This is a genomic window from Anaerocaecibacter muris (assembly GCF_943192945.1).
In the GTDB taxonomy this organism is placed as follows: Bacteria; Bacillota; Clostridia; order Christensenellales; family Pumilibacteraceae; genus Anaerocaecibacter; species Anaerocaecibacter muris.
On sequence record NZ_CALPCE010000005.1, the window covers coordinates 38,424 to 49,598 of the forward strand.

General features: G+C 48.8%; 15 protein-coding genes. 14 read left to right on the forward strand and 1 reads right to left on the reverse strand.

Annotated elements, in window-relative coordinates; genetic code table 11:
• Positions 1 to 2: 2 nt before the first annotated feature.
• The 4 genes from ribF to efp all read left to right on the forward strand — a co-directional run bounded on the left by ribF (position 3) and on the right by efp (position 3,460).
• Positions 3 to 881 (forward strand): riboflavin biosynthesis protein RibF, encoded by an 879-nt coding sequence (gene ribF / locus NFR57_RS05745; RefSeq protein WP_251182885.1) that lies wholly within the window; start codon positions 3 to 5, stop codon positions 879 to 881.
• Positions 878 to 1,720, forward strand: a complete 843-nt coding sequence (locus tag NFR57_RS05750; protein WP_251182886.1) for a TIM barrel protein — start codon at positions 878 to 880, stop codon at positions 1,718 to 1,720. Before ribF ends, NFR57_RS05750 begins: the two co-directional genes overlap by 4 nt.
• A 103-nt stretch (positions 1,721 to 1,823) precedes the next feature.
• Positions 1,824 to 2,876, forward strand: a complete 1,053-nt coding sequence (locus NFR57_RS05755; protein WP_251182887.1) for a M24 family metallopeptidase — start codon at positions 1,824 to 1,826, stop codon at positions 2,874 to 2,876.
• 23 nt (positions 2,877 to 2,899) lie between these two features.
• Positions 2,900 to 3,460, forward strand: coding sequence for an elongation factor P (gene efp / locus NFR57_RS05760; RefSeq protein ID WP_251182888.1), 561 nt, complete (start codon positions 2,900 to 2,902; stop codon positions 3,458 to 3,460).
• Positions 3,461 to 3,548: 88 nt separating this feature from the next.
• Here efp and abc-f read toward each other — a convergent pair whose 3' ends face one another.
• Complete coding sequence (gene abc-f, locus NFR57_RS05765) at positions 3,549 to 5,024, reverse strand: ribosomal protection-like ABC-F family protein (RefSeq protein ID WP_251182889.1); 1,476 nt, start codon at positions 5,022 to 5,024, stop codon at positions 3,549 to 3,551.
• Positions 5,025 to 5,308: 284 nt separating this feature from the next.
• Here abc-f and NFR57_RS05770 point away from each other — a divergent pair, with 284 nt between their 5' ends.
• From NFR57_RS05770 to NFR57_RS05815, 10 genes are all read left to right on the forward strand, one after another.
• Positions 5,309 to 6,205, forward strand: coding sequence for an ATPase, T2SS/T4P/T4SS family (locus NFR57_RS05770; protein ID WP_251182890.1), 897 nt, complete (start codon positions 5,309 to 5,311; stop codon positions 6,203 to 6,205).
• Positions 6,202 to 6,687, forward strand: coding sequence for a stage III sporulation protein AB (locus NFR57_RS05775; protein ID WP_251182891.1), 486 nt, complete (start codon positions 6,202 to 6,204; stop codon positions 6,685 to 6,687). The genes NFR57_RS05770 and NFR57_RS05775 overlap by 4 nt, the downstream gene beginning before the upstream one ends.
• A 9-nt stretch (positions 6,688 to 6,696) precedes the next feature.
• Positions 6,697 to 6,894: a stage III sporulation protein AC gene (gene spoIIIAC, locus NFR57_RS05780; protein WP_251182892.1), complete on the forward strand. Its 198-nt coding sequence runs from the start codon at positions 6,697 to 6,699 to the stop codon at positions 6,892 to 6,894.
• Positions 6,894 to 7,280 carry a stage III sporulation AC/AD family protein gene (locus NFR57_RS05785; RefSeq protein WP_251182893.1) on the forward strand — a complete coding sequence of 129 codons (387 nt, stop codon included), beginning with the start codon at positions 6,894 to 6,896 and terminating at the stop codon, positions 7,278 to 7,280. The genes spoIIIAC and NFR57_RS05785 overlap by 1 nt, the downstream gene beginning before the upstream one ends.
• Positions 7,277 to 8,515, forward strand: a complete 1,239-nt coding sequence (locus NFR57_RS05790; RefSeq protein ID WP_251182894.1) for a stage III sporulation protein AE — start codon at positions 7,277 to 7,279, stop codon at positions 8,513 to 8,515. Before NFR57_RS05785 ends, NFR57_RS05790 begins: the two co-directional genes overlap by 4 nt.
• Entirely contained in the window at positions 8,512 to 8,982 is a 471-nt protein-coding gene (locus NFR57_RS05795) for a stage III sporulation protein AF (RefSeq protein ID WP_251182895.1), read from the forward strand. Before NFR57_RS05790 ends, NFR57_RS05795 begins: the two co-directional genes overlap by 4 nt.
• On the forward strand, positions 8,975 to 9,409 hold the full coding sequence (locus NFR57_RS05800) for a hypothetical protein (RefSeq protein ID WP_251182896.1): 435 nt from the start codon (positions 8,975 to 8,977) through the stop codon (positions 9,407 to 9,409). Before NFR57_RS05795 ends, NFR57_RS05800 begins: the two co-directional genes overlap by 8 nt.
• 12 nt (positions 9,410 to 9,421) lie before the next feature.
• Positions 9,422 to 9,901, forward strand: coding sequence for a SpoIIIAH-like family protein (locus NFR57_RS05805; protein WP_251182897.1), 480 nt, complete (start codon positions 9,422 to 9,424; stop codon positions 9,899 to 9,901).
• 253 nt (positions 9,902 to 10,154) lie between these two features.
• Positions 10,155 to 10,595 carry a hypothetical protein gene (locus NFR57_RS05810; protein WP_251182898.1) on the forward strand — a complete coding sequence of 147 codons (441 nt, stop codon included), beginning with the start codon at positions 10,155 to 10,157 and terminating at the stop codon, positions 10,593 to 10,595.
• A gap of 264 nt (positions 10,596 to 10,859) precedes the next feature.
• Entirely contained in the window at positions 10,860 to 11,171 is a 312-nt protein-coding gene (locus tag NFR57_RS05815) for an Asp23/Gls24 family envelope stress response protein (RefSeq protein ID WP_251182899.1), read from the forward strand.
• Positions 11,172 to 11,175: the final 4 nt, after the last annotated feature.

The window sequence follows — 11,175 nt, forward strand, 5'->3', positions numbered from 1 at the left end:
TTATGAAGGAATTGACATCGGAACAAGCGTGCCTTGCGCTCGGATATTTCGACAGCGTGCATCTGGGGCACAGAAACCTTATAAACGTTGCGAGCGAGTACGCGCGCGAAAACGGGCTTGCTTGCGCGGTCGCCACGTTCTCGAATAACGCGTATAAATTGTTCAACTTCGACGGCAAGCAGGTGTACACTTATGCCGAGCGGTGCGAGCTGTTGGACGGACTGTGCGATTACATATTGCCCATGCGGTTCGACGTGCGGCTTAAAAATTACGGTGCTGAACATTTTTTGGATTTGATAACTGCGCGGCATAATATTAAAGCGTTTGTGTGCGGATACGATTATCTGTTCGGCGCAGGCGCAAAAGGCGATAGCGCGTTCTTGCGCGAATACTGCGAGCGGCACGGAATACACTGCATAATCGTTCCCAAGTACGAGGCGGACGGCGAGCGCGTATCGACGACCGTCGTTAAAAATCTGCTCGCTTCGGGCAATGTCGAAAAGGCAAACGCGTTTTTGGGCGCGCCGTTCATGCTTCGCGGGCGTGTTGTGCGCGGTCGCGGTGCGGGGCGCATGTTTGACATACCCACGGCAAACATAAAACTGTCATCTGGAAAAATGTTGCCTAAAAGCGGCGTTTACGGCACGACGTGCGTGCTTGACGGCAAAACCTACGATTGCGCGACCAATATAGGCGCGCGCCCGACGTTCGGGCTGACAAAATCGGTCGTCGAAACTATGATAAATGATTTTAACGATAATATTTACGATCAAGAAATAAAGTTGTATTTTCACAAACGCTTACGCGACATCGCCAAGTTCGATACGCCCGCGGAGTTGTCGCGGCAAGTGCACAAGGATATAGAGTGGAACAAAAAATGATTAGAATAGGACCGTCGGGAAACAGCGACGCGTTTTATGCGTCGGGCAGAAAGCACACGTATCAAGAGGGCGAGTTTTTACACTCGATCGGGCTGAACGCGTTTGAATATTCGTTCGGACGCGGAGTGTCCATGTCTGACGATACGGCGAACAAAATAAAATCGGAGTTTGCCAAGTACGGCATAGCGTTAAGCGTGCATGCGCCGTACTACACTAACTTTGCGAATCCCGATCCCGAAATGATAGCCAAGTCGATAGGCTACATCAAGCAGTCGTTGACGGCGTGCAACAAAATGGGTGGCGAGCGCGTCGTGTTTCACCCTGCGGCGTGCGGCAAGGCGACGAGAGCGGAAGCCGTCGAGGCTACAAAACGCAACCTCGCACTGCTTGCCGAAAGCTGTAAAGATATTCCGTTCGCGTTTAAACTGTGCGCCGAAACCATGGGTAAAAACAACCAAATAGGCACGGTCGAAGAAGTGGTGGATTTTTGTTTGATAGACGATATGTTTTATCCGTGCTTTGATTTTGGGCATATTAACGCGTACACGCACGGCGGGCTTAAAACAAAAGACGATTACCGTCGCATACTCGACTACACGATAGACAAACTCGGGTTTGAAAAAGCGTCGGTCATGCACGTGCATTTTTCTAAAATTCAGTACGGCGACAAGGGCGAAATAAGGCATTTGACGTTCGCCGACGACAAATACGGTCCCGAATACGCGCCGCTCGGCGAGCTGTTTGACGAGTATAAAATGTCGCCTTATATAGTTTGCGAGTCCAACGGCACAATGTCCGACGACGCGCTCATTATAAAAAATGTGCATAAAAACGCTTAACATATAAGAAGTTTTATGATATAATATTATTGTTTCGGCGACGGGCGGAACGCATATCCGTTACTCGCGCGAGCGATTTTGCAAAACAACTTGAAGGTAGTTTATGGTTACGAACAACTTGTTTGATAACAATCCGAAGATCGACGCTTTTGTGTTTATCGACGAATCCAACCGTTTTTATTTCACTCGGTTTGAAACGTCGTTCGGCGCGGTGGTTTTGTCGCGCGGCAAAAACGTGTTTATAACCGATTTCCGTTACGAAGCGGAGGCGCGCGAGCACGTCGAGGATTTTGATATTGTAATTACTACCTATAAAGATTTTTACGCAAAGATTGCGGAAACGCTTACTGCATTGGGCGCAAAATCCGTCGGTTTCGGCGAAAAGATTTACATTGACGAATATAACGAGTTAAAAACCGCGCTCGCGGGCTTTAAACTCAAACCGTCGGAAGCCGCCGTCGAAGCGGTGCGCGCCATCAAAACCGAGGAAGAAATTTCGTTGATTAAAACCGCGCAACAGATAGCGGAAGGCGCGCTGAAACGCGCTATTTCGCATGCCAAAGTCGGTATGACCGAGCGCGAATTGATGGCGGAAATAAATTACGAAATGATTATCGGCGGCGCAGAAAAGTATTCGTTTGAAACTATCGTCGCGTTCGGCGCGAACTCCGCGCAACCGCACCATCATCCGTCGGATAAAAAACTCGATAAAAACGAGCTTATTTTGGTGGATATGGGCGCAAAATATAAGGGTTACTGTTCGGACATGACGCGCACGTTCTGTCTGGGCAATGCGGGCGCGCAATTAACCGAAGTTTACAATATTGTCAAGGAAGCGCAGGAATACGCTATAAAAAATATAAAAGCGGGCATGACGTGTCACGACGCGGACGCGCTCGCGCGCGAATACATAACGTCTAACGGTTACGGCGATAATTTCGGTCATTCGTTCGGGCACGGCGTAGGTATAGACATTCACGAGTTCCCGCGGGTGGGAAGTTCGTCGCAGACCGTATTGCAACCCAATATGATAATCACCGCGGAACCGGGGATTTACGTGCAGGGTTTGGGCGGCGTTCGCATAGAAGACATGCTTGTCGTCAAGGAAGACGGAGTGGTCAACCTTACGGCTTACGATAAAAAACTCAACGTTTAGTAATTTATTCCGAGGAGGATATTATGGTATCGGCAGGAGATTTCCGCAAAGGCACAACATTTGAAATGGAAGGCAAGGTTTATACCGTTGTCGAGTTTCAGCACGTAAAACCCGGCAAAGGTTCGGCGTTTGTCCGTACAAAAATCAAAAACGTCATAACGGGACAAGTTCTCGAAAACACGTTCAACCCGTCCGACAAGTACGAGGAAGCGCATATCGACAGACGCGAATACCAGTATTCGTATAACGACGGCGATCTGTACTACTTTATGGACACCGAAACGTTTGACATGCTCCCGCTCAATCACGACCTTTGCGAGGACGCATTGCGTTTTATAAAAGAGGAAATGACGGTTACAATTTCGTCGTACAAGGGATCGCCGTTTGCCGTCGAACCGCCCAACTTTGTTGAGTTGGAAATAGCGGACACCGAGGGCGGTATTCAGGGCGACACCAGTAAGCCCGGCAACAAGCCCGCAACCCTCGAAACGGGCTACACCATAGGCGTGCCGCTGTTCGTCAATATCGGCGATAAAATCCGTGTGGATACTCGCACAGGCACGTATATGGAACGCGTTAAATAATAATAATTTAGTCAAGCAAAAACGGAGCGTAAGGACAACCGCCGCGCTCCGTTTTTTTATTGCGTTTTTCCGATAATCCGACAGCGAGTTAAAGATAAATTGTCTTGTTTGCAATCGACTGTCTGAACGCGCTGTCGTGTTCGACAAACAGCATAGTCGGCTCAAACTCTTTTATAAGGTTTTCTATCTGGATGCGCGAATAAAAATCCAAGTAGTTAAGCGGTTCGTCCCAAACATATAAGTACGCTTTTTGGCAAAGACTTTGCGCAATAAGCACTTTTTTCTTTTGCCCCTCGGAATACGCAGACACGTCGCAATCGAACAGGTCGATTTTAAAATCCATTTTTCGTAAGACCGTTTTAAACAAACTTTCTTCAATGTCGGCAAGTTTAGCCACGTCGGACAGATTGCCGCGTAAGTGCGAAGTGTGTTGCGGCACGTAAGAAATTTTTAAGCCGTGAGCGACGCGCACCGTTCCATCGTAAGCTATCGGCGCGCCTGTTATAATTTTAATCAGGCTGCTTTTCCCGCAACCGTTTTTTCCGTCGAGCGCGACGCGGTCGCCGTTGCGTATTTCAAAGTCGGGCGGCGAGCACACGGCGCGGTCGCCGTATTTTATCGTCACGTCGGAAAACGATACAAGGCGGACGGAGCTGTGCGCAAGCGGGGAGAGTTTAAGCCCGTACACCTTTTCTGTATTGCGCAACAACGCCGATTTTTCCTCGATAGCTTTTTGCTTTCGCGCTTCCGTGCATTTAGCGCGTTGCATCATCTTTGCGGATTTGTGACCTACATAGCCGCGATCGGGTTTCAGTCCGCTGTCCGTTTTGCCGAATTTAGACGCTTCCGTTTTGTCTGCCCACGCAGAAGTGCGCTTTGCCGCTTGCGACAGACGGTCTATGTCCTTTTTCAGCCGTTCGTTTTGTTGCGTTTCAAACGCTTGGCGGCGTTCGAAATTGGTAAGCCACGAACTGAAATTGCCCGACTGTATATCTATGTCCGTCCTGTTGAGCGAAAAAACATGGTCGATACAGCCGTCCAAAAACGCGCGATCGTGCGACACGAGAATATAGCCCTTTTTGCCGTTAAGATATTCGGACACGGCTTGGCGCGCGGCGGCGTCCAGGTGGTTTGTCGGTTCGTCTATCAGTAAAAACTTCCCGTCGTTTAAAAACAAACCGCACAGCAACGCTTTGGTCTGTTCGCCGCCCGACAGTTCGTTATAGGGACGATATAAAACGTCGCAATCCAATTTTATCGAATTAAATTCGCGCATAATTTCCCAGTCCTCGGCGGGACAAACGTCTTGCAGTATATCGCGGCACAGTTTTGTGCCGTCGGCGACGGGATAGGGAAAATACTCGAACTTTACTGACGCGGAAATTTTTCCGCGGTATTCGTGTTTGCCCGCAAGCAGGTTTAAAAACGTGGTTTTGCCTTTGCCGTTTCGCCCGACAAAACCCAACTTCCAGTCGGTGTCTATTTGGAAACTTACGTTGTCGAAAATGACGGAATTTCCGCCGTCGTAAGAAAACGTAAGATTTTGCACGCTAATAAGCGACATATAATTACCTCCGTGAAAAAAAGAGTTACAAGAAAGAAAATCCCGTAACTCCGATTAACGCTTCGGTTAAATGGCGAAAAGGCGATATGTCGATTATCTTTCTTGCGATTGCATAAGCACGCCGTTTGGCGCGGCGGTACTTATAACTGTGGTCTTTTAGCAAGAAAGAATTCTCAACGGACTGTCACCTCTGTTTGTTTTTTATATTATAGCATATAATTTTACGGAGCGCAAGCGGTTTTATAAATCATATTACGGCAATTTTTACCATAGATATAAACGGTATGGAAGAGCTGATGCGACTTATTCCCGACAAATACGCCGCGCCGATTAGGGCGAGGCTGTGTTACGATCGTATAAGCGAAGTGCGCGTTATTAACCGCGCGCCCGTAAGAGTGTGTTACGACGGCGCGTATTATTACTTGTGCAAAACGGGTATCACTCGGGACAAGTCGGCGGCGTTTATTGCGGGCGAGCGCGAAGCGGAGGGCATTGTCATGCGCGCTTGCGAACACTCGCTGTATACCGTTACGGAAACTCTAAAACGCGGGTACATATCCGTTTCGGGCGGGTTGCGGCTGGGCGTGTGCGGGAGCGGCGTCACCAACGGACAAGCGTTGACCGCGGTTAAGGATTTCAGTTCGGTCAATATTCGCTTGCCGCACCAGATTTTCGGTTGCGCCGCGGGGCTGTGCGCAAAAGCCGTAGCCGACGGCACTGTTAAAAATACGCTTATTATATCGCCTCCGGGGGCGGGGAAAACGACGCTGTTGCGCGACTTTTGCAGGCTTGTGTCCGATCGCGGATACTGCGTGCTGTTGTGCGACGAAAAATACGAGATCGCGGCGTCCGCTTACGGCGCGCCCACTCTCGACGTGGGGTGTTGCACGGACGTCATAAGCGGCATCGATAAAACGCGCGTGTTTGAAACAGGCATAGCGCACATGCGCCCCGACGTGATAATTACGGACGAGCTGTTTGGCACGGATATTGAAAGCGTGCGCCGAGCGGCGACTTGCGGAATATCCGTCGTTGCAACCGTTCACGCGAAAAATACGGACGACGTAATGCTAAAACCCGAATTTCGCGCCGCGGCGGAGAGCGGACTGTTTATGCTGTACGCGGTTATTTCGCCCGCGCCGCGACGCGCCGTTACCGTGTTCGAGGAGGCGTCGATATGAGCGTAAAGATTTTGATTGTGTTTATTTGCACGGCTGTCGGAACGGCGGCGGGCTACTTTGTAATGTGCGTATACAAGCGTAATTTTGATTACCTCGACGGCGTGTGCAAATTATTGAACGAACTCAAACGCAATATTTCGTATCGGCGCGACGCAGCGGCGAGCGTGCTGGGCGCGGCGGCGATAGACAGTGCGCAACTTAAAAAGAACGTAGCGGAATACATAGCGTATACGGGCGGAAAGGCGGACAAGCCGACGTTGAGCCGCGGTTTTCTCTCGGCGGAAACATACGCGCGCGTCTGCGAACTGTTTTATTCGCTCGGCAAGAGCGACGGCAATTCGCAACTCGACGAGCTGGAAATGTTTTTAAAAACGTTCGGCGACATGCGCGCCGCCGCGGAAACAAAATGCAAAAAGCAGGGCGCGGTTGCGGTAAAACTCGGTTTTTTATTGGGGCTGGGTGTGGGCATTTTGACTTTATAGGCGGTGAGCATGGACATAGACATAATTTTCAAAATAGCCGCGGTCGGGCTTATTACGGCTATAATCAGTCAGATACTAAAAAAGACGGACAAGGACGAAATAGCCACGCTTGTCACGCTTGCGGGGCTTGTGATAGTGCTTATCATGATAATAAACATGATAGGACAGCTTTTCGACACGCTTAAATCCGTGTTCGGTATGTACTGATGGATATTTTTCGCATTGTCGCTATCGCGTTGATAACGGCGTTTTGCGTGCTTGTTTTGCGCGACGTCAAGAGCGAACTCGCCGCCGTGGTCGCGCTTGCGGGCGGCATTGTGGTAGTTCTGTCCGTCGTCGATTATTTTGCGGATATTTTTTCGGTGGTGTCGGCGATCGCCAAGCGCGCGGGGCTTGCCGCTTCGGTGGTGACGCTTTTGTTCAAGGTGATAGCCGTCGGGTACATAACGGAATTTTCCGCATCCGTCATAGAGGACGTGGGGCTGTCGTCGCTCGCGGATAAAGTGACGCTCGCGGGCAAGCTGATTATTGTGGGCGTGTCTTTGCCCGTGGTCGTGCAGTTGTTTGAGTTTATAGCGGGTATGCTTACATGAAAAAACTGTTGATATTGATTGTTGTGGCGGTGATTGCGCCGCTTGTGTTTTTGCGGACAAGCGCCGCGCCCGCTCGGGCGGCGGACGTTAATAACGACGGAATTTATTCGGCGGGCACTGTCAATGCAAAAGACGGGGAGAACGACGGCGACGTAAACGAAAGCGTAGACGACCTGCTCGGCAATCTCAATCTTGCGGGCATACAGGGGCTTATCGACTTGCTTACGTCCGACCAGTTGGCGGTGTTCGGCTTCGACGATATTGTCAAGCGCGTGCGCGCAGTTGCCAACGGCGAGTACAGCAGTGATTTCGGCAGTATAATATCGTATGTGTTCGCGCTGTTCGGCGCGGACGTATTCGAGTTTTTGCCTATGCTGATAGGTTGTCTTGCCATTGTTTTGGCGTACAATCTTGTCAACTCGGTAAAAGGCAAGTTCGCTTCGGAAGCGATCGAACGCGTCGTGTACTTTGCTACGGGCACGCTTGCGGTATCGCTTGTGGTCGGGTATTTTTCGACCGCGCTTGTCTATGCCGTCAAGTTTATCGCGTCGGTAAAAACACAGATCAACACCGTTTCGCCCGTGCTCATAACGCTTATGACCGCGGCAGGCGCGTCGTCATCCGCGGGAGTGTACACGCCCACCGTCGCGGTGCTCGGCGGCGGCATGACGAGCATTATAACTTATTTGGCTTTTCCCGCGCTATTGATGGCGCTTGTTTTCGATATTATCGGGTCGGTGTCCACGGGAATTAAGCTCGGTAAAACGGCGGAGTTTTTTCGTTCCGCATGCAAGTGGTTTTTAGGCACGGCGTTCTTTTTGTTTATCGCGGTTATCGGCGTGTCGGGCATAACCGCGTCGGTGCGCGACGGCATATCGGTACGGGCGGCGCGGTTTGCCGTGTCCAAATACGTGCCGATAATAGGCGGGTATTTGTCGCAGGGCTTCGATTTTGTTATGGCGGGCAACGTGCTTATAAAGAACGCGGTTGGGTCGAGCGCGGTGGCGCTTATAATACTTTGCGCCGCGCCCGTAGTATCCAAGCTCGCCGTGTATACGCTTACGCTCAAACTGACCGCCGCGATAGCGGAGCCGCTCGGCGGCGACAGGTTCGGAGGCGTGCTTACGTCTGTGTCCAAGTCGTCGTCCATGATAGCGACGGTCGTAATAGCAATGACGTTCCTGTACGTGATGTTTTTGTCGATGATAATTTGCACGGGGAATATAGGATTATGAATTCTTTTGCGGCGTGGGGCTTGACGATACTGGGGCTTGCTGTTGTCACGACGATAGCCGAAATGCTATTGCCCAAGGGCAAGACGCGCAACGTTATTCGATCGGTCGCGGCGACGATTGCGGTGCTCGTAATAGTAACGCCGTTGCCGAGCCTGCTGAAATCGGGCTTCAAATTCGAGTTCCCCGACGGTTCGGTGCAAATGGACGATGAATATTTGGAGTATACGGACGGGCTAAAACGCAAAACCGTCGAGCGCGCGGCGATCGCGTACCTTGCGGAAAAAGGGTATAAGGAAGGCTTTACTCTTACCGTGGAGCTTGACGGTTGGAGCGTAAAATCGGCGACTCTTAATTTTTCGGATTTGGGCATGCCCGAAAATACCGAGCATATAAATAAGAGTGAAATCATCAAGCTGGTTGCGGACTACTTCGGCATCGGCGAGGAGGCGATTATGTCTTATGGGTAAGCTGTCCGGCTTTCTTGCAAAACTGAAAGCAATAAAGCACATAGAAATAATAGCGTGTTGCGCAGTGCTTGCGGCAGTGCTTGTCGCATATTTTTCTTTTGCGTCGTGCGGCGGCGAGACCGTTGACGACGTAAACGGAAAATTCGATATAGACAAGTCCGACTACTGCGCGTCTATGCAAGCTCAAGTAGAAAACATAGTATCACAAATTTCGGGCGTGGGCAGCGCGTCAGTAGTAATCAACTGGGACAGGAGTGTGTCCGCATCATTTTCCGGCTCGCAGTCCGAAAACCCCAAAGCCGTGGGCGTGCTTGTAGTATGCGACGGCGGCGGCAATACCAAAGTCAAGCTCGACGTGATTTATGCGGTTTCTACACTGCTCGATCTGTCAATAGAAAAAATTATGGTTTATCCTAAATCCAAATAGTCAGGAGGCAATATGAGTAAAAAGAAAAAAATCATTGTTCTTGCGAGTATGGTCGCATTGCTTGTTCTTACGGGTTGTTTGAACTATTTTCTCAACCGCCCGGGTTCGCAAAGCGCGGACGCGAACAATCAGGTAAGTTACAGCGACTACTTTGCGGCGTCGCGCGCGGACAGAGATTCTTCGCGTTCGGAAACGGTTATGTACTACGAGGCGATTATCAATAACGAAGCGTCCTCGGAAACGGCAAAGAAGAACGCCGAAACCGAACTCGCCGCAGTCGTTGCAGGCATGAAAACCGAACAACAGCTCGAAACGCTTATTAAAGCGTTGGGCTTCGGCGACTGCCTTGTGACCGTCGGCAAAGAAAACATCAATGTAATAGTTAAGTCCGACGAAATGACCGACGAGGAAGTTGCGCGCGTGCTCGACGTCGTAATGACCGAAACGGGCAAAACAATCGATTACGTTCGCGTTAAATCGCTTGACGTGTAACAGTCTTATAAAAACTGCGGGCGCTTACCGTAATTCCCATAGGGAATTTAATAAAACGCAAATAAAAAGGTTTAGGCATAGCGTTAAGCTGTGCCTTTTCTGTACTTTTTTTCGTGGACGAATTAGGCTACTCGTAGCCTAGTGAGATATAGATATGTTTTATATTTCCCGCAAAATTCAATCGGTTGCGTTCTTTCATTTTTTCGTGATATAATAATTGTACGATAAACAGTAATTTAGCGGAGATTTTAATATGCTTACAACAGAGCCAACTATTGAAATGATTCAGGAGTGGAAATGCATATATAACGAAAATCGTGATAAGTTGAAACCGAATCGGAAAAGCGGAGCAGAAATAAATGATTATTTTTGCAACAAATATCGTTTTGAGAAATTAGATTCTTTATCTTTTCATGATGTCGTAGAATTCAACATTATGAAAAATGAATCTAATAGAGAGAAATTACCGCAAGGTGCAGTACCGCAAATTGTTGCATATAAAGCTAAAGATTCATCTGTTTTAGTCGGGATTGATTTAGTTACGGGGTTTTTCCATATTGAAGGAAAAGATATTAATAGAGTGGCGGAAATTTACGATGACCTTTTTCTGTTCAGAGGATTAGACGAAACAGATATAAAAAATTATTTTTTAGTCGCACAATACATTCAGTGCTTGAATAACAAATTATCATAGTAACGATAAATTTCAATTTATTTTTCTAAATAATGCGTATTTAAAAAGCTCTCGAACATATCGTTTGAGAGCTTTTGTCCTCGCTTGAAAGTGCAACTCTAAAAAATTTAGTTTTTTATTCCCTATGGAAATTGCGCATTATAAAGGCGTCCGTTTTTTTATGTGTTAAAAATTCCTGCGCAACCGCATAAAAAGTATTGTAATTTATTGCGCGTTGTGGTACAATTATTATGAATATGCTTATGCTTGCAAGGAGTAACTTTAATGAGCGCGAAGCGTAACAATGTATTTTCGGACGGAATAACGTACGGGCATAACGTACTGCGTTCGATTATCCGTTTGGCTACGCAGGAAATAAGCGGCGTCGAATCTGTCAGCGGCAGAGGCGTCCGCTGTTATATCGTGGGCGATACTATCGACGCGGACGTCTATATCGAAGTGAACAGCGAGGTAAGCTGTTCCGATATAGCGTACAAGGTGCAAGCCAACATTAAGAAATCGGTGGAAACAATGACCGATTACAAAATGGGCGTGATAAACGTAAATATCATATCGGTTAAATTCTTGAAGCATTAGGAGA

Bases quoted from the DNA above. Each gene is read 5' to 3' on its own strand.
- NFR57_RS05790 (WP_251182894.1), top strand. From the start codon at position 7,277: ATGAAAAAACTGTTGATATTGATTGTTGTGGCGGTGATTGCGCCGCTT.
- NFR57_RS05795 (WP_251182895.1), top strand. From the start codon at position 8,512: ATGAATTCTTTTGCGGCGTGGGGCTTGACGATACTGGGGCTTGCTGTT.
- ribF (WP_251182885.1), top strand. From the start codon at position 3: ATGAAGGAATTGACATCGGAACAAGCGTGCCTTGCGCTCGGATATTTC.
- NFR57_RS05810 (WP_251182898.1), top strand. From the start codon at position 10,155: ATGCTTACAACAGAGCCAACTATTGAAATGATTCAGGAGTGGAAATGC.
- NFR57_RS05815 (WP_251182899.1), top strand. From the start codon at position 10,860: ATGAGCGCGAAGCGTAACAATGTATTTTCGGACGGAATAACGTACGGG.
- NFR57_RS05805 (WP_251182897.1), top strand. From the start codon at position 9,422: ATGAGTAAAAAGAAAAAAATCATTGTTCTTGCGAGTATGGTCGCATTG.
- abc-f (WP_251182889.1), bottom strand. From the start codon at position 5,024: ATGTCGCTTATTAGCGTGCAAAATCTTACGTTTTCTTACGACGGCGGA.
- NFR57_RS05755 (WP_251182887.1), top strand. From the start codon at position 1,824: ATGGTTACGAACAACTTGTTTGATAACAATCCGAAGATCGACGCTTTT.
- NFR57_RS05775 (WP_251182891.1), top strand. From the start codon at position 6,202: ATGAGCGTAAAGATTTTGATTGTGTTTATTTGCACGGCTGTCGGAACG.
- NFR57_RS05770 (WP_251182890.1), top strand. From the start codon at position 5,309: ATGGAAGAGCTGATGCGACTTATTCCCGACAAATACGCCGCGCCGATT.
- NFR57_RS05800 (WP_251182896.1), top strand. From the start codon at position 8,975: ATGGGTAAGCTGTCCGGCTTTCTTGCAAAACTGAAAGCAATAAAGCAC.
- spoIIIAC (WP_251182892.1), top strand. From the start codon at position 6,697: ATGGACATAGACATAATTTTCAAAATAGCCGCGGTCGGGCTTATTACG.
- NFR57_RS05785 (WP_251182893.1), top strand. From the start codon at position 6,894: ATGGATATTTTTCGCATTGTCGCTATCGCGTTGATAACGGCGTTTTGC.
- NFR57_RS05750 (WP_251182886.1), top strand. From the start codon at position 878: ATGATTAGAATAGGACCGTCGGGAAACAGCGACGCGTTTTATGCGTCG.
- efp (WP_251182888.1), top strand. From the start codon at position 2,900: ATGGTATCGGCAGGAGATTTCCGCAAAGGCACAACATTTGAAATGGAA.